Here is a 19,991-nt window from a genome sequence, read left to right on the forward strand (position 1 = left end):
GGCACCGCCCGGCCGGGCACGCCGCCCGCGCCGCCGTGGTGGGCGGCGGCGCGGACGGCGCCTGCGGGCGGCGGCTGACGATCACCTGCCCGCGGTCCAGCCCGCTAGGCGAGCTGGAAGCTGCGCTTCGAGAGGCCGAGCCAGTAGCCGTCGATGACCGTCTCCGCCCGCTGCTCCTGCTCCGAGGCGGCGCCGTAGGTCACGAACAGCGGGATGTAGTGGTCGACCGTCGGGTGCGCGTACGGCATCCCCGGAGCCTGCGAGCGGTAGCGCGCCAGCTCGTCGATGTCGCCGCGCTCCAGCGCCTCCGCGACCCACGCGTCGAAGTCCGCGGACCAGCCCGGGACGGCGTCGGGCCGGCGGAAGTCGATGAACGGGAGGCCGTGCGTCATGAACCCCGAGCCGATCACCAGGTAGCCCTCCTCGCGCAGCGGGCGCAGCCGCCGGCCGAGGTCCATCAGGCGGTCCGGGTCGTGGGTCGGGATCGAGAGCTGCAGGACCGGGACGTCGCCGTGCGGGTACATGACCTTGAGCGGGACCCACGCGCCGTGGTCGAGGCCCCGGCTCGCGTGCCGGTGGAGCGGTTCGGTGTCCGGCATCGCGGCGGCGACCCGGCGGGCCATGGCGGTCGCGTCCGGCGTCTCGTACGTCATCCGGAAGTACCGCTCGGGGAAGCCCCCGAAGTCGTAGACCAGCGGCGTACCCGGGGCCGGGCTGGAGATCATGAGCGGCGCGGCCTCCCAGTGGGCCGAGACGATCAGGACCCCCTTGGGCCTCGGCAGCCCCTGCGCCCACGCGAAGAGCTGCTCCATCCACGCCGCCTCGTCGAACAGCGGCGGCGCGCCGTGGCTGAGGTACAGCGCCGGCAGGGCCCCGTCTTCGGGGGTCCAGTCGCGCCGCTCGGCCGCGCGGGGCGCGGTGGTCTCGAGGAAGGCGTCGAACGCGGCGCCGGGACGGGTGGACATGGGAACTCCAGACTCTTGAACCTTCAAGGAAAATGCTACTCGGGTTGCTTGAGGAATCAACTATTGAAGTTAAGCTTGGGGCATGAGTGATGAGGCGGCGTGGCTCGACGACGAGGAGATGGCGGCCTGGCTGCCACTGATCGGCCTGGTCATGCGCCTCCCGGGCGCCCTCGACCAGTCGCTGCGGCGGGACGTCGGCCTGAGCCACTTCGAGTACGGGGTCCTCGTGACCCTCGAGTACGCCGAGAACCAGACGATGCGCATGAGCGACCTCGCGTTCCTGTGCAACGGCTCGCTCTCGCGCCTCTCCCACGTGGCGCGGCGCCTGGAGAAGGACGGCCTGCTGCGCCGGTACGCCTGCCCCACCGACGGCCGCTCGACCCTCGCCACCCTCACCGACAGCGGCCGCGAACTCCTGAAGCGGGCCGCGCCCGGCCACGTCCAGACCGTGCGCTCCCTCATCTTCGACGAGCTCTCCCGCGACGAGGTCCGGCTCCTGGGCGACATGGCCCGGCGCATCGTCGACCGCATCAAGGCCCTGTAAGACGCACCGCGGAACGGCATGCCGCTTCTCGGCGGTGAGCACGAGAATGCTCCGAGCCATGTGCCGCTGACGATGCCGCTGCAACGACCGCGTTCCTCGGACGACAGCGCTGCGGATACGACAACGCCCGGCCGATCCCGCAGGTGCCCTTGGGATCCGGCCGGGCGTCGCGCACGTCCTGGCGCGGCGTTACGCGGAGGCGAGCGCCTCGCGGCCGGCCTTGAGGGCCGCGGCGGTCTCGACCACGCGCTCGGCCTGGGCGGCCGCGGCGGCGAGGGTCGTCTCGTCGATGTCCGAGCCGTTCCAGTGCGAGACGCCGTACGGGGAGGCGTTCGCGAAGAGGATCTCGTTCGAGTAGCCGGGGGCCACGACGATGCCGCCGAAGTGGTGGAACGAGTTGTACAGCGCGAGCAGCGTGGACTCGTTGCCGCCGTGCTTGCCGGAGGCCGAGGCGAAGCCGGAGTACACCTTGCCGGCGAGCTTGCCCTGGAACCAGAGGCCGCCGAGGGTGTCGAGGAACTGCTTGGCCTGCGAGGCGATGTTGCCGAAGCGGGTCGGGGAGCCGACCAGCACCGCGTCCGCCCACTCGACGTCCTCGGGCGTGGCCTCGGGGATGTCCGCGGTGGCCTGCACGTTCGCGGCCCACGCCGGGTTCGAGTCGATCGCGGCCTGCGGGGCCAGCTCGGCGACGCGGCGCAGGCGCACCTCGGCGCCGGCCTTCTCGGCGGCGGCGGCGATCTGGCGGGCCAGAGCGGTGACGTTGCCGGTGGCCGAGTAGAAGATCACGGAGACCTTGACGGGAGCGACGGACATGTCCTACCTCTTCCAAACGGGGAAAGTCGTTCTAATTTGAATTACCCCTCGACCATAGCGGTCGCGTCCGCAAAGTTCAAATTCGAACGATGTGGTGATCCCCACGCCGCGCGTTCCGGCCCGAGTCGCTCCGTCAGGGCAGTCCTCGCGACCGCTCCTCGTGTTACGAGAGTGTTTCCTGATGTCGAGTGTTCCTTGGTGCATCAAGTGTCGGCTTTATCACTCACCCTCGCAACGTCACGCCCGCCGCTCCCATCGCTCCCGCAACTCTGGTTCAAGTACACGCGTACGGCTCGTGACCTCGAATAATGACAACTTAGGCGGACCTAAGTGACAGGGCGTAGATATCGAAGTTCTAGACTGGCCGCAAACGCTTGTGAAGATCTTCACAAGCAGGCTGGTCGTTACAAGGATCACCGCCCCGTTCGCCTGAGAGGACGCCCGTGACCACTCACGCAACCTCGGATGCCGATGTCATCGTCGTCGGCGCCGGGCCCGGTGGTTCGGCCGCGGCCCACCACCTGGCCGCCCGGGGCCTCGACGTGCTGCTGCTCGAGAAGACCCGGTTCCCGCGCGAGAAGGTCTGCGGCGACGGGCTGACCCCGCGCGCGGTCGCGCAGCTCCTCAAGATGGGCGTCGACACCTCCGAGTCCGCCGGCTGGATCCGCAACCGCGGCCTGCGCGTCGTCGCCGACGACTTCGCCATCGAGCTCGACTGGCCCGCCCTCGAGCAGTTCCCCGACTACGGGCTCACCCGCACCCGCTACGACTTCGACCGGCTCCTCGCCGACCGGGCCGTCGAGACCGGCGCGAAGCTCCTCACCGGCGTCAAGGTCACCGCGCCCCTGTTCGACCTCGCCGGCCGCGTCTGCGGCGTCAGTGCCGTCCTCAGCGACGGTGCCGTCCTCAGCGACGGTGCGTCCCGCGCCGGCGAGACCGTGACGTTCAAGGCCCCCTTGGTGATCGCCGCCGACGGCGTCTCCGGGCGCCTCGCCCTCTCCCTCGGCCTCAAGCGGAACGAGAAGCGCCCCATGGGCGTCGCGGTCCGCCAGTACTACAAGTCCGCGGCCAAGCACGACGACGAGTACCTCGAGTCCTGGCTCTCGCTGCGCACCGCCGCCGAACCCGACGTGCTCCAGCCCGGCTACGGCTGGATCTTCGGCCTCGGCGACGGCCGCGTCAACGCCGGCCTCGGCGTCCTCAACTCCTCCGAGGGCTACGGCAAGACCGACTACCGCGCCCTCCTGCGCGACTGGCTCGCGAACACCCCCGAAGAATGGGGCCTCGCCGACGAGGCCAACGCCGACGGCCCCGTACGCGGCGCCGCACTCCCCATGGGCTTCAACCGGACCCCGCACTACAGCCGCGGCCTCATGCTCGTCGGCGACTCCGGCGGCATGGTCAACCCCTTCAACGGCGAGGGCATCGCCTACGCGATCGAGGCCGGCGAAGCGGCCGCGGAGGTCGTCGCCCAGGCGTTCAAGGCCCCCAGCGTGCCCCGGCGCGAAGCCGCGCTGCGGACCTACCCCGACCGGATGGACGACCTCTGGGGCTCCTACTACCGGATGGGCGGCATCTTCACCCACCTCATCGGCAAGCCCGCCGTCATGAAGCTGTGCACCGAGCACGGCCTGAAACGTCCCGCGCTCATGCGCGTCGTACTGAAACTGCTCGCGAACCTCACCGACACGCCCGGGCGGGACGCCGCCGACCGGATCGTCAACGGCATGCGGTTCGTCACTCCAGGAATCAGCCGCTCACGGGCTCGATTCGCACGCTTCACCGAAAGGAGGCTCTGAGGATGGAAGTCTACGTACCGGTCGTCATCATGCTCGCGATCGGAGCCGGCTTCGGCGTCGTCTCGGTCATCGCCTCGCGGATCGCCGGGCCCCGCCGCCGGAACCGCGCCAAGGAAGACCCCTACGAGTGCGGCATCGAACCCGCGCCGACCACGTCGGGCCCCACCAAGTTCCCGGTGAAGTTCTACCTCACCGCCATGCTGTTCATCGTCTTCGACATCGAGATCATCTTCCTCGTGCCGTGGGCGGTCCACCACGACGTGCTCGGGATCTTCGGATTCTGGGCCGTCTTCATGTTCATCGCCGCACTGTTCGTCGCCTACGCCTACGAATGGCGCCGCGGCGGACTGGACTGGGACTAGGCCAATGGGTATCGAAGAGAAACTCCCGCAGGGCATCATCCTCACCTCCGTCGAGGCGCTGGTGAACTGGACGCGCCGGGCCTCGATGTGGCCCGCCACGTTCGGCCTCGCCTGCTGCGCCATCGAGATGATGGCCACCGGCGCCGCCCGCTACGACACCGGCCGGTTCGGCATGGAGGTCTTCCGGGCCTCGCCGCGCCAGGCCGACCTCATGATCGTCGCCGGGCGGGTGAGCCAGAAGATGGCGCCCGTCCTGCGCCAGATCTACGACCAGATGGCCGAACCCAAGTGGGTCCTGTCGATGGGCGTGTGCGCCACCTCCGGCGGCATGTTCAACAACTACGCGATCGTCCAGGGCGTCGACCACGTCGTCCCCGTCGACATGTACCTCCCGGGCTGCCCGCCCCGCCCCGAGATGCTCCTCGACGCGATCCTCAAGCTCCACGAGAAGGTCCAGGCCGAGCCCTTGGGGGAGAAGCGCAGGCAGGCCCTCGCCGACCTGCCCGAGCCGGTCATCAAGCCCGGCGCGATGCCCTCCTCCTACCGCTTCGACAAGCAGCGCAAGAAGGAGTGGACCGAGGCCGTCAAGGCCGGCACCGAGGAGCAGCTCCGGATCCGGAAGGCGGTGGCGAAGCGATGAGCGACGAACGGACCGGCACGGGCGAGGACCGCCCGGACGGCGTCCAGCCGGTCGGCATGCAGCGCAAGGGCCTCTTCGGCGCCGTCGACTCCGGGGACACCTCCGGCTTCGGCGGCCTCGTCCAGGCCACGCCGCTCGGCGCCGAGATCGCCTCCACCCCCGAACCGCTCGGCGGCTACTTCGACGAGGTCGTCGGGGCCCTGCGCGAACTCCTCGGGGAGGACGTCGCCCGCGCGGTCGTCGTCGACCGCGGCGAACTCACGATCCACATCGCGCCCGACCGCACGGAAGCGGTGTGCCGGACCATGCGCGACGACGAGAGCCTCCGCTTCGAACTGTGCAACTCGGTGTCCGGTGTGGACTACCCGGACCAGCGCAACCGGCTCCACATCGCCTACCACCTGACGTCGATGACCTACCGGCGCCGGGTCCGCCTGGAGACCGCCGTCGGCCTCGACCACCCCGTGGTCCGGTCGGTGACCTCGGTCTACCCGACCGCCGACTGGCAGGAGCGCGAAGCCTACGACATGTTCGGCGTGGTCTTCGAAGGCCACCCGCACCTGACCCGCATCCTCATGCCCGACGACTGGGAGGGCCACCCGCAGCGGAAGGACTACCCGCTCGGCGGCATCGACATCGAATACAAGGGCGCGCACATCCCCCCGCCGGATGAGCGGAGGTCCTACAAGTGATCCGCGGCCTGAACGCCCCATGGGGGGTGCGGGGTGGCGAAGCCCCCCGCGGAAGTGCGGCACAGTCGCCGCCCGATGAGCGGAGGTCTTACAAGTGACCACTACAGAGCACGGCGCCGACGCGTACGCGGCCGAGCGGGACACCACCGAGGGCCGCGTCTACACCGTCACCGGCGGCGACTGGGACGAGCTCGTCGCCTCGGTCGACCCCGTCAGCGAAGAGCGCCTCATCGTCAACCTCGGCCCGCAGCACCCGTCCACGCACGGCGTGCTGCGCCTGGTGTGCGAACTCGAAGGCGAGACGGTCCGCTCGGTCCGGCCCATCGTCGGGTACCTGCACACCGGCATCGAGAAGAACATGGAGTACCGGACCTGGGTCCAGGGCACCACGTTCGTCACCCGCGCCGACTACCTCGCGCCGATCTTCAACGAGACCGCGTACTGCCTCGCCGTCGAGAAGCTCCTCGACGTCGAGGTGCCGCGCCGCGCGAACGTCATCCGCGTGATCATGATGGAGCTCAACCGCATCAGCTCCCACCTGGTGGCCCTCGCGACCACCGGCATGGAGCTCGGCGCGCTCTCGATGATGATCTACGGCTTCCGCGACCGCGAGAAGATCCTCGACATCTTCGAGGCCGTCTGCGGCCTGCGCATGAACATGGCCTACGTCCGCCCCGGCGGCGTCGCCCAGGACCTCCCCGCCGACGGCGTCCGGATGATCCGCGAGTTCGTCGAGTACATGCCGAAGGGCCTCGACGACTACGAGGGCCTCCTCACCGGCAACGCCATCTGGCAGGAGCGCACCCAGGGCGTCGGCTACCTCGACGTCTCCGGCTGCCTCGCCCTCGGCGTCACCGGCCCCGTCCTGCGCTCCGCCGGGCTCCCCTGGGACCTGCGCAAGACCATGCCGTACTGCGGCTACGAGGAGTACGACTTCGAGGTCCCGACCCACAACGGCGCCGACGCCTGGGCCCGGTACCTCGTCCGCCTCGAGGAGATCCGCCAGAGCCTGCGCATCATCGAGCAGGGCCTCGAGAAGCTCGAGCCCGGCCCGGTCATGGTCGAGGACAAGAAGATCGCCTGGCCCGCCCAGCTCGCCCTCGGCGGCGACGGCATGGGCAACAGCCTCAACCACATCCGGCACATCATGAGCCAGTCGATGGAGGCGCTGATCCACCACTTCAAGCTCGTCACCGAGGGCTTCCGGGTCCCGGCCGGGCAGGTGTACACCGCCATCGAGGCCCCGCGCGGCGAACTCGGGATCCACGCCGTCTCCGACGGCGGCACCCGGCCGTTCCGCGTCCATCTGCGAGAGCCCTCCTTCGTCAACCTCCAGGCCATCCCGGCGCTCGCCGAGGGCGGCCTGCTCGCTGACGTCATCGCGGGCGGGGCCTCGCTCGACCCGGTCATGGGAGGTTGCGACAGGTGAACTACCCGGAGAAGATCCGCGAGCAGGCCGAGGCCATCCTCGTCCGCTACCCCGAGGGCCGCGAGCGCTCGGCGCTCCTGCCGCTCCTGCACCTCGTGCAGTCGCACGACGGGTACGTCTCGGAGGACGGCATCGCGTTCTGCGCCGAGGTCCTCGGCATCACCAAGGCCCAGGTGCAGGCGGTCTCGACCTTCTACACCATGTACAAGCGCGAACCGGCCGGCGACTGGCTCGTCTCGGTGTGCACCAACACCCTCTGCCAGGCCAAGGGCGGGCAGAAGGTGTTCGACGCGCTCAGCGACGAGCTCGACGTCGGCCACGACGAGACCACCGTGGACGGCAAGATCACGCTCGAGCACGCCGAGTGCCTCGCCGCCTGCGACTACGCGCCCGTCGTCACCGTCAACTACGAGTTCTACGACGACATGGACGAGGCCAAGGCACTCGACCTCGTCCGCGAGCTGAAGGAGGGGCGCCGCCCCGTCCCCAGCCGCGGCGCCCCGCTGTGCACCCTCCGCGAGATCTCCGTGCAGCTCGCCGGCTTCGAGGAGGAGCGCCCCGCCGGACTCGAGGGCAACGCCCAGGGCGAGGCCACGCTCGCCGGGGCCCGCCTCGCCGCCGAGGCCGGCATCACCGCGCCCGCGTTCGACCCCGACGCCCCGCTGCTGGCGGACGACGGCGCCGTCAAGCAACCTGAGGAAGCGAAGTGAGCGTTACCGTGCCCGGTCCCCGGCGTCCCCGCGAAGCCGTCCTCGACAAGCTCAAGCCCGTCATCACCAAGCGCTGGCTCTCGCCCGGCGCGTGGCGGCTCGAGGTCTACGAGCAGCTCGACGGCTACAAGGCGCTCCGCAAGGCGCTCAAGTACTCCCAGGCCGACCTCATCGCGTTCATGAAGGAGTCCGGCCACCGCGGCCGCGGCGGCGCCGGCTTCCCCGTCGGCATGAAGTGGCAGTTCGTGCCCGACGACGGCCAGGACCACTACCTCGTCGTCAACGCCGACGAAGGCGAGCCGGGCACCTGCAAGGACCTGCCGCTCATGATGAACGACCCGCACGCCGTCATCGAGGGCATCATCATCGCCTCGTACGCGATCAAGGCGTCGCGGGCCTACGTCTACGTCCGCGGCGAGGCGATCCACGCCGCCCGGCGCCTGCGCAACGCCGTCCGCGAAGCGAAGGAGGCCGGCTATCTCGGCAAGGACATCCTCGGCTCCGGGTTCGACCTCGAGGTCGTGATCCACTCCGGCGCCGGCGCGTACATCTGCGGCGAGGAGACCGCCCTCCTGGACTCCCTCGAAGGCAAGCGCGGCCAGCCGCGCCTGCGGCCGCCGTTCCCGGCCACGCACGGGCTCTACAACAAGCCGACCTGCATCAACAACGTCGGCACCATCGCCGCCGTCCCGCACATCGTGCTCGGCGGCGCCGAGTGGTGGAAGTCCCTCGGCTCCGAGAACGCGGCCGGGACGATGATCTACTCGCTCTCGGGCCGCGTGAAGCGCCCCGGCCAGTACGAGTGCTCGCTCGGCACCACCCTCCGCGAGCTCATCGAGCTCGCAGGCGGCATGCAGGAGGGCCACGAGCTCCGGTACTTCACGCCCGGCGGCTCCTCGACCCCGATGCTCTCGGCCGACTCCATCGACGTCCCGCTCGACTTCGACAACGTCGCCAAGGCCGGGTCGATCCTCGGCACCACCGCCGTCATGGTCTTCTCCGACCAGGACTGCCCGGTGGTCGCCTGCTGGCGCTGGATCAAGTTCTACGCGCACGAGTCCTGCGGCAAGTGCACCCCCTGCCGCGAAGGCAACTACTGGATGGTCCGCGTCTACGAGCGGATCCTCTCCGGCCGCGGCCAGATGGGCGACCTCAACCTCCTGGAGTCCGCGTGCAAGAACCTCCTCGGCCGCTCCTTCTGCGGTCTCGGCGACGGCGCGACCTCCTGCGTCACCTCCTCCCTGAAGTTCTTCCGGCAGGACTACCTCGACTACATCGAGGGCCACAAGACGCCCTTGTTCGATGCCGAGAAGATCGGAGCGCACTGAAACCATGACCGATCAAGTCACGTTCACCATCGACGGCATCGAGGTCACGGTCCCCAAGGGCACCTTGATCATCCGGGCCGCCGAGCAGCTCGGCATCGAGATCCCCCGGTTCTGCGACCACCCGCTGCTCGAACCCGCCGGGGCCTGCCGCCAGTGCCTCGTCGACGTCCCCGACATGGGCAACGGGCGCGGCATGCCCAAACCTGCGGCCTCGTGCACGACCACCGCCATGCAGGGCATGGTCGTCAAGACCCAGCACACCAGCGAGGTCGCGAAGGACGCCCAGGAGGGGATCATGGAGTTCCTCCTGATCAACCACCCCCTGGACTGCCCCGTCTGCGACAAGGGCGGCGAATGCCCGCTCCAGAACCAGGCGATGAGCACCGGCCGCACCGAGACCCGCATGGAGCCGGCGGACAAGCGCCGCTACAAGAAGGCGCTGCCGATCTCCTCCCAGGTCCTGCTCGACCGCGAGCGCTGCGTCCTGTGCGCGCGCTGCACCCGCTTCTCCGACCAGATCGCCGGCGACCCGTTCATCGAGCTCATGGAGCGCTCCGCGCTCGAGCAGGTCGGCGTCTACGAGGACGAGCCGTTCGAGTCCTACTTCTCGGGCAACACCGTCCAGATCTGCCCGGTCGGCGCCCTCACCGGCACCCAGTACCGGTTCCGGTCCCGCCCGTTCGACCTCGTGTCCAGCCCGAGCGTGTGCGAGCACTGCTCGGCCGGGTGCTCGCAGCGCTCGGACCACCGCCGCGGCAAGGTCCTCCGGCGCCTCGCCGGCGAGGACCCGGCCGTGAACGAGGAGTGGAACTGCGACAAGGGCCGCTGGGCGATGTCCTACATCGACGCGGCCGACCGCATCACCAAGCCGCTCGTCCGCGAAGCCGACGGGTCCCTGCGCGAGGCGTCCTGGCCCGAGGCCCTGCGCCGCGCCGCCGCCGGACTCGGCAGCACGGGCGAGACCGCCTCCGGCCGGGTCGGCGTCCTCACCGGCGGCCGGCTCACCGTCGAAGACGCCTACGCGTACTCCAAGTTCGCGCGGGTCGCCCTCGCCACCAACGACATCGACTTCCGCTCCCGGCCCCACTCGACCGAGGAGTCCGAGTTCCTCGCCCACGCCGTCGCCGGGGTCTACCCCTCCAGCGGTGCGGTCACCTACGAGGACCTCGAGCAGGCCCCGGTCGTGCTCGCGGTCGGGCTCGAAGTCGAAGAGGAGTGCCCGATCGCGTTCCTGCGCATGCGCAAGGCGGTCCGGTCCCGCGGGCAGCGCGTCCACGTGGTCGCCCCGTTCGCGACGAACGGGACCCGCAAGCTCGACGCGAACCTCATCGAGGCCCTGCCGGGCGAAGAGGCCGAGCTCCTCGAGGGCTGGACCCGCGGCGGCTACGTCCGCGACGCCCTCGCCGAAGCCGGTGCGGTCATCCTCCTCGGCGAGCGCCTCGCCACGGTCGAGGGCGCGTTCTCGGCGGCGGTGCGGCTGGCCCGCGCCACCGGGGCCCGCCTCGCCTGGATCCCGCGCCGCGCGGGCGACCGGGGCGCGGTCGAGGCCGGGTGCCTCCCCGGTCTCCTGCCCGGCGGCGGCCTCGCCTCCTATGCGGCCGACCGCGACCAGCTCGCCGAGTACTGGGGCGTCGAGTCCCTGCCCGGCGCGGACGGGCGGCCCGCCTGGGACATCCTGCAGGCGGCCGCGGACGGCGAGATCGACGCGCTGCTCATCGGCGGGGTCGACCCGTACGACTTCGCGGACGCGCCGGCGGTCGAGGCGGCCCTGTACGCGGCCCGCTTCGTGGTCTCGCTGGAGATCCGGCACTCGGCCGTCACCCGCGTCGCGGACGTGGTCCTCCCGGTCGCGCCGGTCACCGGCAAGGCCGGGGCGTTCTTCGACTGGGAAGGGCGCCTGCGCACCTTCGACACGGTGATCGAGTCGGACCTGATGAGCGACCACGCGGTGCTCGACGCGCTCGCGGACGTCATGGGCGTCAAGCTCGGCCTGGGCGACACGCGGACGGTGCGCGGCGAGCTCGCCGGGCTCCCGGACCCGATCACCCGCCAGCCGGCCCCGGACTGGGCCGGCGACACGCCGGCCCGGCCCGCCGAGCCCGGCAAGGCGGTGCTCGCGACCTGGCGCCAGCTCCTCGACGGCGGCTCGCTCCAGGAGAACAACCCGCACCTGGCCGGCTGCGCCCCCGACCCGGTGGTGCGCTTGAGCGCGGCCACCGCGAAGGCGATCGGCGCGTCCCAGGGCGCGGGCGTGACGGTGTCGACCTCGATCGGCGGGATCACGCTGCCGCTGGCGGTCACGGACATGCCCGAAGGGGTGGTCTGGCTGCCGCAGAACGCGCCGGGCCGCGGGATCTACCGCCACCTCGGCGCCGGCTCGGGCGACGTGGTGCAGATCCGGGCCTACCCGAGCCCGCCCCGGCCGGCTACTGAGCACATGCCCGGCTCGCAGGCCTCGCCGGGCGACCAAGTGGAGGCGGTCAACTCATGAACGATCCCCTGTGGCTGATGCTCGTCAAGGGCGTCCTCGTCTTCGTGGTCCTGGTCCTGCTGGTGCTGTTCACCATCTGGTACGAGCGCCGCGTGGTCGCGATCATGCAGGTCCGGCCCGGCCCGAACCGGAACGGGCCCTTCGGGCTCCTCCAGTCGCTGGCGGACGGCCTGAAGCTCGCGTTCAAAGAGGACCTGATGCCGCGCACCGCGGACAAGATCGTGTTCATCGCGGCGCCGGTGATCGCGGTGGCGTGCGCGTTCACGGCGTTCTCGGTGATCCCGTTCGGTCCGGAGGTGAGCGTCTTCGGCATCGAGACCGAGCTGCAGCTCACCGACTTCGAGGTGAGCGTCCTGGTGATCCTGGCCTGCTCGGCGCTCGGCGTCTACGGGATCGTGCTCGCCGGATGGGCCTCGGGCTCGGCGTACTCGCTGCTGGGCGCGCTCCGGGCCGCGGCGCAGGTGATCTCGTACGAGATCGCGCTGGGCCTGGCGGTCCTGGCGGTGTTCTTCCAGTCGCAGCTCATGTCGACGGGCGCGATCGTGGAGGCGCAGGCCGAGGGCCTGCCGCTGAACCTCGGCGGCGCGGAGATCACGCTGCCGGGCTGGTACTTCATCGTCCTCGCGCCGAGCTTCGTGATCTTCGTGATCGCGATGGTCGGCGAGACGAACCGGGCCCCGTTCGACCTCCCCGAGGCCGAGTCGGAGCTGGTCGCCGGCTTCGCGACCGAGTACTCGAGCCTGAAGTACGCGTCGTTCTTCCTCGCCGAGTACGTGAACATGGTGACGATGTCGGCCCTGGCGGTGACGCTGTTCCTGGGCGGCTGGGCCGCGCCGTTCCCCGACTCCTGGTGGCCGGGCGCGAACGAGGGCTTCATGCCGCTGGTGTGGTTCTTCGGGAAGGTCCTGGCGTTCCTGTTCTTCTACGTGTGGCTGCGCGGGACGCTGCCGCGCCTGCGCTACGACCAGTTCATGAACCTGGGCTGGAAGGTCCTCGTCCCGGTCTCGCTGGTGTGGCTCATGGTCCTGGCGGCCATGAACATCGGGCTGGACACGGGCAACGAGCTGCCGACCCGGATCGCGTTCGCCGGCGGCGCCGCGATCGTGGTGATGGCGCTGATCTTCTTCTGGCCCAGCCGCAAGCCCTACGAGGACCCGGCCGAGCCCGACACGGGCCTGGGCGGCTTCCCCGTGCCGCCGCTGGACCTCGCGGTCCCGCCGAACCCGCGCTCCCTCAAGCAGCTCGAACCGGCGAACACTTCCGCAGTGCCGATCAACGGCTCGCGCTCCACCGACGAGAAAGAGGAGGAGTAATGTCCGGTTTCGCCAAAGGCTTCGGCGTCACCTTCTCGCACATGTTCAAGCCGAAGGTCACGGTCGAGTACCCCGAGCGGCCTTCGAAGCTCGAACCGCGCTTCCACGGCCGGCACGTGCTCAACCGCCACCCGGACGGCCTCGAGAAGTGCATCGGCTGCGAGCTGTGCGCCTGGGCCTGCCCGGCCGACGCGATCTACGTCGAGGGCGCCGAGAACACCGAGGCCGAGCGGTTCTCGCCCGGCGAGCGGTACGCCAAGACCTACCAGATCAACTACGCGCGCTGCATCTTCTGCGGCCTGTGCATCGAGGCCTGCCCGACCCGCTCGCTCACCATGAGCAACGAGTACGAGCTGGCCCGCGACGACCGGCGCGACCTCATCTTCACCAAGGAGGAGCTGCTCGCCCCGCTCCTGGAGGGCATGGAGCAGCCGCCGCACCCGATGCGCCTGGGCGACAGCGAGAAGGACTACTACGAGTCGGGCCCGGTCAACCCGGGCGCGAGCGAAGGCGCCGAGTTCTCACTGACGGAGATGCTCGCGCAGAAGAAGGGGGCCGGGCAGTGATCGAGCTCGCACAGGCCGACCTGGCGCAGGCCGCGTCCGCGGGCGAGGCCGTGTTCTTCTGGATCCTCGCGCCGATCGCGGTCGCCGGGGCAGTCGGCCTCGTCCTGTCCCGCCAGGCCATCCACGCGGCGCTCTCGCTCGCGATCACGATGATGTGCCTCGCGGTCTTCTACATCATGCAGAGCGCGCCGTTCCTGGGCTTCGTGCAGATCATGGTCTACACGGGCGCGATCATGATGCTGTTCCTGTTCGTGCTCATGCTGTTCGGGCGCGACTCGAAGGACTCCATGTTCGAGACGCTCCGGGGCCAGCGGCTGCTGGCGGTGGTCCTCGGCATCGGCCTGGCCGCGCTGCTGACGGCCGGCCTGGGCCGGGCCGTCTCGGGGCTCGTCGTCGCCGAGCCGTCCGGGCCCGCCGGCCAGGGGAACGTCGAGCGGATCGCCGAGGCCCTGTTCTCGACCTACCTGTTCCCGTTCGAGGTGGTCTCCGGCGTCCTCACCGTCGCCGCCGTCGGCGCGCTCATGTTCGCGCACGTCGCCAAGAAGGGCGGCCCGCGCGGGCAGCGCGAGCACAGCCGCGAGCGGTTCGCGCCCGGGAACTACCCCGGCCCGAAGCCCGGTCCGGGCGTGTTCGCCACCTCCGACTCGACCGCGACGCCCGCGCTGCGGCCCGACGGCTCGATCGAGCCCGCGTCCCTGTCGGAGTACGTCCCGCCGCGGCAGCTCACCGCCGCCGAGGCGGCCCCGAAGCACACGGAAGGGCGGGACTCGTGAATCCCGAGTACTACCTGATCCTCGCCGCGGCCCTGTTCTGCATCGGCGCGGTCGGCGTCCTGGTGCGGCGCAACTCGATCGTCGTGTTCATGTGCGTCGAGCTGATGCTCAACGCCGGGAACCTGACGCTCGTGACCTTCGCGCGCACCACCGGCACGATCGACGGGCAGGTGATGGCGTTCTTCGTCATGGCCGTCGCCGCCGCCGAAGTGGTCGTGGGCCTGGCGATCATCATGGCGATCTACCGGTCCCGGCGCTCCGCCTCCGTCGACGACGCCAACCTCCTGAAGGCCTAGAGGGGACACTGTGGACGAAATCTCGTACGCGCCCGCGGAAGGGCTGCTGTCCTTCACGTGGGCGCTCATCGCCCTGCCCGCCCTCGGCGCCGCGGTCCTCCTGCTCGCCGGCCGCCGCGCCGACAAGTGGGGCCACTGGCTCGGCGTCACCACGATCGGCGCCGCCTTCGCGCTCGCGCTCGGCCTGTTCGGCTCCCTTGCGGGCCTTGAGAACAAGAGCGCGCACCTCGACCTGTTCACGATCCTGTCCGTCGGCGGGACCGAGATCGAGGCCAGCTTCCTGTTCGACCCGCTGAGCGCGGTCTTCTGCCTGCTCATCACCGGCGTCGGCTTCCTCATCCACGTCTACGCGGTCGGGTACATGGCCCACGACGCGGGCCGCCGGAAGTTCTTCGCCTACTTCAACCTGTTCGCCGCCGCGATGCTCGTGCTCGTCCTCGGCGGCAACTACTTCATGACCTTCGTCGGCTGGGAGGGCGTGGGCCTCGCCTCCTACCTCCTCATCGCGTTCTGGCAGCTCAAGCCGGCCGCCGCGACCGCCGGCAAGAAGGCGTTCCTGACCAACCGGGTCGCCGACGTCGGCTTCCTCCTCGCCATGTTCACGATGCTCGGCACGCTCGGCACCGTCGACTTCGCGGAGGTGTTCAACGGGGCCGCGTCGCTCTCCGCCGGCACGAGCCTCGCCATCGGCCTGCTGCTCCTGGCCGCGGCCTGCGGCAAGTCCGGCCAGTGGCCGTTCCAGACCTGGCTCCCGGACGCCATGGAGGGCCCGACCCCGGTGTCGGCGCTCATCCACGCGGCCACCATGGTCACCGCGGGCGTGTACCTCATCGCCCGCTCGAACGTCATCTTCAGCCTGAACCCGGACGTGCAGACCGCCGTCGTCGTCGTGGGCGCCCTGACGCTCCTGTTCGGCGCGGTCGTCGGCTGCGCCAAGGACGACATCAAGCGCGTCCTCGCCTGGTCCACGGTCTCCCAGATCGGCTACATGTTCCTCGCCGTCGGCCTCGGCGGCGCCGCGTTCGCACTCGGCATCATCCACCTGCTCGCGCACGGCTTCTTCAAGGCCGGCCTGTTCCTCGGCTCCGGCTCGGTCATGCACGCCATGAACGACCAGACCGACATCCGCCGCTTCGGCGGGCTCTGGCGCACGATGCCGCTCACCTACGCGACGTTCGCCGCCGGATGGCTCGCCATCATCGGCCTGTTCCCGTTCTCCGGCTACTTCTCGAAGGACCCGATCATCGCCGCGGCCTTCGCCCGCGAAGGCTGGCAGGGCTGGGTCGTCGGCGGCGCCGCCCTCCTCGGCGCGGCCCTCACGGCGTTCTACATGACCCGCCTGTTCGTCCTCACGTTCCACGGTCCCAAGCGGTGGACCGAGGACGTGCACCCGCACGAGTCGCCGGCGATCATGACCGGCCCGCTCGTCCTCCTCGGCCTCGGCTCGCTCGCCGCGGGCGGCCTCATGGCCTCGCCCGTCACCGAGTGGCTGGTCCCCGTCTTCGGCGAGCACCACGAGCCCCACGGCCACCTGACCCACATGCAGGTCACGATCGCGACCACGGCCGCCGTCGTCCTCGGCGCGGGACTCGCCTGGCTCCTGTTCCGGGGCGGCACCGACGAGGTGCCGCGCGCCGCGGCCTGGCCCGTGCGCCTCGCCCGCGCCGACCTCGGCGGCGAGGCCGTCAACCGCGGCCTCTTCGAGCGCCCCGGCCGCCTCGCGGCCAGCGCCTCGGTCGCCGTGGACGGCCGGGTCGTCGACGGCGCCGTGAACGGCCTCTCGGCCGCGATCGGCGGGTCGTCGCGGCGCCTGCTGACGCTCCAGACCGGTTTCGTCCGCTCCTATGCCCTGTCCATTCTGTCCGGGGCGGTCATCGTGGTGGCCGCACTCATGGTGGTGGTCACCCAATGAACGAACTCCCGTTGCTGTCGGCGCTCGTAGCCGTCCCGCTGATCGGGGCGGTGGTCGTGGCGTCGATCAAGCGCGAGAACGCGGACGCGGCCCGCTGGACCGCGCTCGGGTTCGCGGGCGCGGTCGCCGTGATCACGGCGCTCGTCGCGGTCGGCTTCGACTACTCGGACGACGCCCCGTGGCTCCAGTTCACCGAGTCCTACACCTGGATCTCGGCCTGGGACCTCAACCTGTCGTGGGGGGTCGACGGGATCGCGCTGCTGCTGGTGGCGCTGACCGCGGGCCTGACGCCGATCGCGATGCTCGCGGCCTGGCGCGACCTCGACTCGGTGACCCGGAGCGTCCCGGCGTTCTTCGCGCTGGTGCTCGCGCTCGAAGCGGCGATGCTCGCGACGTTCCTCGCCTCGAACGTCCTGTTGTTCTACTTCTTCTTCGAAGCGATGCTCGTGCCGATGTACTTCCTCATCGGCTCCTACGGCACCGGCCCGAAGAAGCAGTACGCGGCGGTGAAGTTCTTCCTGTACTCGCTGCTGGGCGGCCTGCTCATGCTCGTCGCCGTGATCGCCCTGTGGGTGAACAACGGCGGCGTGTTCGACTGGCAGACCCTCGTGGACGCCGAGCCGATGGCCGCGGGGACGCTCCAGAACTGGCTGTTCCTCGGGTTCTTCATCGCGTTCGCGATCAAGGCGCCGTTCTTCCCGTTCCACACGTGGCTCCCGGACGCGGGCGGCGCGGCCCCGGCCGCGGTCGCGGCGCTCCTGGTCGGCGTCATGGACAAGATCGGCACGTTCGCGATCCTGCGCTACTGCCTCCCGCTGTTCCCGGACGCGACGCGCACGTTCGCGCCGTGGGTGATCGGGATGAGCGTCATCGGCGTGGTCTACGCGGCGTTCGTCGCGATCGGCCAGACCGACCTCAAGCGCCTCGTCGCGTACACGTCGATCGCCCACTTCGGCTTCATCGGCCTGGGCATCTTCGCGTTCACGCAGGCGTCCGCCACCGGCGCGGTCCTCTACATGTTCAACCACGGCCTGGCCACGGGCCTGCTGTTCATCGTGGTGGGCTTCCTGACCCTGCGCCGCGGCTCGGCGCAGATCAAGGACTACGGCGGGGCGGCGAAGACGCTGCCGCTGCTCGCCGGGATCTTCCTCTTCGCGGGCCTCGCGTCGTTGTCGCTGCCGGGGACGGCCCCGTTCATCTCCGAGTTCCTGGTCCTCTTCGGCGCGTTCACCGAGAACGAGCCGGTCGCGATCGTGGCGACGCTCGGGATCATCCTCGCCGCCGCGTACGTGCTCTGGATGTACCAGCGCACCATGCAGGGCGACCGGAACCCGGTGCTCGACGAGGTGCCCGCGATGAAGCGCGACCTCACGCTGCGCGAGAAGGCCCTCGTGGCGCCGCTGGTGATCGCGATCCTCGGCTTCGGGTTCTACCCGCAGCCGCTCATCGACCTGATCGAGCCGGCCGTCGACAACACGCTCGGGTTCGTCGCCGACGAGCCCGCCGACCTGCCCTTGGGAGCTGACAATGAGTGAGTCCTCGGGGCTCCAGATCGACTGGGCCGGGCTGGCCCCCCTGGTCATCGTCTTCGTCGCGGCCTTCGCCGGACTCCTGGTCGAGGCGGCGGTCCCGAAGGCCCGGCGGCTCCCCGTCCAGGTCGCGCTGGCCGTGGCCGCGCTCGCGTCCGCGTTCGTCGCGGTCGTCGTCAACGCGGACAAGAACGGCGCGGTGTTCTCGATCGGCGGCACCGGGCTCGGCTCGGTCGTCATCGACGGGCCGGGGCTGTTCCTGCAGGGCACGATCGCGGCCCTCGCGATCGTCGCGGTCCTGCTGCTCGCCGAGCGCCGCACCGTCAGGGGCGGTGACTTCGTGGCCGAGGCCGCGGTCGTCGCCGACTCGGCCGCGGACATCGAGCAGCGCCGCGAGGACGGCGCGACGGAGATCTTCCCGCTGACGCTGTTCGCCGTCGGCGGCATGATGATGTTCGTGACCTCGGGCGACCTGCTCACCATGTTCGTCGCCCTGGAGATGCTGAGCCTTCCACTGTACCTGCTGTGCGGGCTCGCGAAGCGCCGCCGCCTCATCAGCCAGGAGGCGGCGCTGAAGTACTTCCTGCTGGGGGCCTTCGCGTCGGCGTTCTACGTGTACGGCATGGCGATGCTCTACGGCTTCGCCGGGACGGTGGACCTCGCGGGCATCAACCAGGCGGGCGTCAGCTCCGGTCAGCCGCGGATGTTCCTGTACATCGGCGTCGCGATGATCGCGGTCGCGCTGCTGTTCAAGGCCGCCGCGGTGCCGTTCCACATGTGGACCCCCGACGTCTACACGGGCGCCCCGACGCCGGTGACGGCCCTGATGGCGGCCTGCGTCAAGGTGGCGGCGTTCGGCGGGCTCCTGCGGGTGTTCAACGTGGGCCTGGCGTCCTCGGCGTGGGACTGGCACCTGATCCTGACGATCATCGCCGTCGCGACGATGATCGGCGGCGCGATCTTCGCGGTCACGCAGCGGAACATCAAGCGGCTGCTCGCGTACAGCTCGATCGCGAACGCAGGGTACCTGCTCATCGGCGTGATCGCCCTCGGCGACGCCGTCGGCCAGACCATGTTCTACCTGGCCGCCTACGGCTTCACGGTGATCGCGGCGTTCGCCGTGGTCTCGCTGGTGCGCGACGGCGACGAGGAGGCCACCCACCTGGCCCGCTGGGCCGGGCTGGGCAAGAACTCCCCGGGCACCGCGGTCGTGTTCACGATCTTGATGCTCGCGCTCGCGGGGCTCCCGTTCACGAGCGGCTTCACCGCGAAGTTCTCGCTGTTCGCCGCGGCCGTCCAGGCCGACGAGCTGGGCCTGGTGATCGTCGGCGTCGTGTCCTCGGCGATCCTCGCGTTCCCGTACCTGCGGGTCGTCGTCCTGCTCTGGCTCAGCGAGCCGGCTCCCGGCGCCCCCACGGTCAACCTCCCCAGCCCGATGGCCGGCACCGTGGTCGCCGCGGGCGTCGCCGCGACGCTCGTCCTCGGTGTTGCCCCCGGTTTCCTCCTGGAGATCGTGGACCAGGCGAGCACGTTCCTGAACACCTGACACTGACGGTGAAAGGGGCGCCGGGCCATCTGAACTGCTCCCCGGAAGTTGGACTGAGAATTCGGTTCCGCTTCCGGGGAGTTGTTGTTTGCATCCGTATAGTTCGTTGACCGAGCAGGAGCGTGCTGCTGCGGTGTCGCTGTTCGAGGCCGGTCCCGGCCATATGAGCGCGGCTTCCCTGCTGGGGGTCGGGCATCAGGGAGTACGTAACCTGTTCGACCGGTGGAAGATCCATGGTCGAGAGGTGCTGGTGGAGAAGCGGACCAAACGGCGGTTCTCGTTC

General features: G+C 70.2%; 17 protein-coding genes and 1 pseudogene. 16 read left to right on the plus strand and 2 right to left on the minus strand.

The annotated features are described in order from the left end of the window. Nucleotides 1–104: 104 nt before the first annotated feature. Nucleotides 105–965 carry a dioxygenase family protein gene (locus GFD30_RS25130; protein ID WP_153027898.1) on the minus strand — a complete coding sequence of 287 codons (861 nt, stop codon included), beginning with the start codon at nucleotides 963–965 and terminating at the stop codon, nucleotides 105–107. Nucleotides 966–1,047: 82 nt separating this feature from the next. Between GFD30_RS25130 and GFD30_RS25135 the strand changes: the two genes are divergently transcribed. After that, entirely contained in the window at nucleotides 1,048–1,509 is a 462-nt protein-coding gene (locus GFD30_RS25135) for a MarR family winged helix-turn-helix transcriptional regulator (RefSeq protein WP_153027899.1), read from the plus strand. Nucleotides 1,510–1,698: 189 nt separating this feature from the next. Here GFD30_RS25135 and wrbA read toward each other — a convergent pair whose 3' ends face one another. Further along, nucleotides 1,699–2,322, minus strand: coding sequence for an NAD(P)H:quinone oxidoreductase (gene wrbA / locus GFD30_RS25140; protein WP_153027900.1), 624 nt, complete (start codon nucleotides 2,320–2,322; stop codon nucleotides 1,699–1,701). Between the two features lie 443 nt (nucleotides 2,323–2,765). Between wrbA and GFD30_RS25145 the strand changes: the two genes are divergently transcribed. The 15 genes and pseudogenes from GFD30_RS25145 (at nucleotide 2,766) to nuoN (ending at nucleotide 19,708) form a co-directional block, all read left to right on the plus strand. Then, nucleotides 2,766–4,121, plus strand: a complete 1,356-nt coding sequence (locus GFD30_RS25145) for a geranylgeranyl reductase family protein (RefSeq protein WP_322633604.1) — start codon at nucleotides 2,766–2,768, stop codon at nucleotides 4,119–4,121. 2 nt (nucleotides 4,122–4,123) lie between these two features. Further along, nucleotides 4,124–4,483: an NADH-quinone oxidoreductase subunit A gene (locus GFD30_RS25150; protein ID WP_194202115.1), complete on the plus strand. Its 360-nt coding sequence runs from the start codon at nucleotides 4,124–4,126 to the stop codon at nucleotides 4,481–4,483. A gap of 4 nt (nucleotides 4,484–4,487) precedes the next feature. Next, entirely contained in the window at nucleotides 4,488–5,123 is a 636-nt protein-coding gene (locus GFD30_RS25155) for a NuoB/complex I 20 kDa subunit family protein (RefSeq protein WP_153027901.1), read from the plus strand. Continuing rightward, nucleotides 5,120–5,815, plus strand: a complete 696-nt coding sequence (locus GFD30_RS25160) for an NADH-quinone oxidoreductase subunit C (protein WP_153027902.1) — start codon at nucleotides 5,120–5,122, stop codon at nucleotides 5,813–5,815. The genes GFD30_RS25155 and GFD30_RS25160 overlap by 4 nt, the downstream gene beginning before the upstream one ends. 94 nt (nucleotides 5,816–5,909) lie before the next feature. Continuing rightward, nucleotides 5,910–7,244 (plus strand): NADH-quinone oxidoreductase subunit D, encoded by a 1,335-nt coding sequence (locus GFD30_RS25165; RefSeq protein WP_322633605.1) that lies wholly within the window; start codon nucleotides 5,910–5,912, stop codon nucleotides 7,242–7,244. Beyond that, nucleotides 7,241–7,951 (plus strand): annotated as a pseudogene (nuoE, locus tag GFD30_RS25170) (NADH-quinone oxidoreductase subunit NuoE); the annotation flags it as partial. The gene GFD30_RS25165 and the pseudogene nuoE, both read left to right, overlap by 4 nt. After that, nucleotides 7,951–9,282, plus strand: a complete 1,332-nt coding sequence (nuoF, locus tag GFD30_RS25175; protein ID WP_322633607.1) for an NADH-quinone oxidoreductase subunit NuoF — start codon at nucleotides 7,951–7,953, stop codon at nucleotides 9,280–9,282. The pseudogene nuoE and the gene nuoF, both read left to right, overlap by 1 nt. A gap of 4 nt (nucleotides 9,283–9,286) precedes the next feature. Next, entirely contained in the window at nucleotides 9,287–11,773 is a 2,487-nt protein-coding gene (locus GFD30_RS25180; protein ID WP_265575472.1) for an NADH-quinone oxidoreductase subunit G, read from the plus strand. Next, a complete protein-coding gene (gene nuoH / locus GFD30_RS25185) occupies nucleotides 11,770–13,086 on the plus strand; it encodes an NADH-quinone oxidoreductase subunit NuoH (RefSeq protein ID WP_153027905.1) in 1,317 nt (438 codons plus the stop codon). The genes GFD30_RS25180 and nuoH overlap by 4 nt, the downstream gene beginning before the upstream one ends. Next, the gene (gene nuoI, locus GFD30_RS25190) at nucleotides 13,086–13,652 is read left to right on the plus strand and encodes an NADH-quinone oxidoreductase subunit NuoI (protein WP_153027906.1); all 567 of its coding nucleotides are present in this window, start codon (nucleotides 13,086–13,088) and stop codon (nucleotides 13,650–13,652) included. Before nuoH ends, nuoI begins: the two co-directional genes overlap by 1 nt. Then, nucleotides 13,652–14,425 carry an NADH-quinone oxidoreductase subunit J gene (locus tag GFD30_RS25195; RefSeq protein ID WP_407649204.1) on the plus strand — a complete coding sequence of 258 codons (774 nt, stop codon included), beginning with the start codon at nucleotides 13,652–13,654 and terminating at the stop codon, nucleotides 14,423–14,425. Before nuoI ends, GFD30_RS25195 begins: the two co-directional genes overlap by 1 nt. After that, entirely contained in the window at nucleotides 14,422–14,721 is a 300-nt protein-coding gene (gene nuoK / locus GFD30_RS25200; RefSeq protein WP_091052246.1) for an NADH-quinone oxidoreductase subunit NuoK, read from the plus strand. Before GFD30_RS25195 ends, nuoK begins: the two co-directional genes overlap by 4 nt. 10 nt (nucleotides 14,722–14,731) lie before the next feature. Next, nucleotides 14,732–16,633 carry an NADH-quinone oxidoreductase subunit L gene (nuoL, locus tag GFD30_RS25205; protein ID WP_322633609.1) on the plus strand — a complete coding sequence of 634 codons (1,902 nt, stop codon included), beginning with the start codon at nucleotides 14,732–14,734 and terminating at the stop codon, nucleotides 16,631–16,633. Further along, entirely contained in the window at nucleotides 16,630–18,168 is a 1,539-nt protein-coding gene (locus tag GFD30_RS25210; protein WP_153027907.1) for an NADH-quinone oxidoreductase subunit M, read from the plus strand. The genes nuoL and GFD30_RS25210 overlap by 4 nt, the downstream gene beginning before the upstream one ends. Beyond that, nucleotides 18,161–19,708: an NADH-quinone oxidoreductase subunit NuoN gene (nuoN, locus tag GFD30_RS25215; RefSeq protein WP_153027908.1), complete on the plus strand. Its 1,548-nt coding sequence runs from the start codon at nucleotides 18,161–18,163 to the stop codon at nucleotides 19,706–19,708. The genes GFD30_RS25210 and nuoN overlap by 8 nt, the downstream gene beginning before the upstream one ends. The last annotated feature ends 283 nt before the right edge of the window (nucleotides 19,709–19,991 follow it).

The sequence above is a fragment of the Glycomyces albidus genome, from assembly GCF_009451885.1.
GTDB lineage: Bacteria > Actinomycetota > Actinomycetes > Mycobacteriales > Micromonosporaceae > Glycomyces > Glycomyces albidus.

Coding starts and splice junctions, on each gene's coding strand:
- GFD30_RS25155 (WP_153027901.1), top strand. CDS start 4,488: ATGGGTATCGAAGAGAAACTCCCGCAGGGCATCATCCTCACCTCCGTC.
- GFD30_RS25160 (WP_153027902.1), top strand. CDS start 5,120: ATGAGCGACGAACGGACCGGCACGGGCGAGGACCGCCCGGACGGCGTC.
- nuoI (WP_153027906.1), top strand. CDS start 13,086: ATGTCCGGTTTCGCCAAAGGCTTCGGCGTCACCTTCTCGCACATGTTC.
- GFD30_RS25135 (WP_153027899.1), top strand. CDS start 1,048: ATGAGTGATGAGGCGGCGTGGCTCGACGACGAGGAGATGGCGGCCTGG.
- GFD30_RS25150 (WP_194202115.1), top strand. CDS start 4,124: ATGGAAGTCTACGTACCGGTCGTCATCATGCTCGCGATCGGAGCCGGC.
- GFD30_RS25210 (WP_153027907.1), top strand. CDS start 16,630: ATGAACGAACTCCCGTTGCTGTCGGCGCTCGTAGCCGTCCCGCTGATC.
- nuoN (WP_153027908.1), top strand. CDS start 18,161: ATGAGTGAGTCCTCGGGGCTCCAGATCGACTGGGCCGGGCTGGCCCCC.
- wrbA (WP_153027900.1), bottom strand. CDS start 2,322: ATGTCCGTCGCTCCCGTCAAGGTCTCCGTGATCTTCTACTCGGCCACC.
- GFD30_RS25180 (WP_265575472.1), top strand. CDS start 9,287: ATGACCGATCAAGTCACGTTCACCATCGACGGCATCGAGGTCACGGTC.
- nuoH (WP_153027905.1), top strand. CDS start 11,770: ATGAACGATCCCCTGTGGCTGATGCTCGTCAAGGGCGTCCTCGTCTTC.
- GFD30_RS25130 (WP_153027898.1), bottom strand. CDS start 965: ATGTCCACCCGTCCCGGCGCCGCGTTCGACGCCTTCCTCGAGACCACC.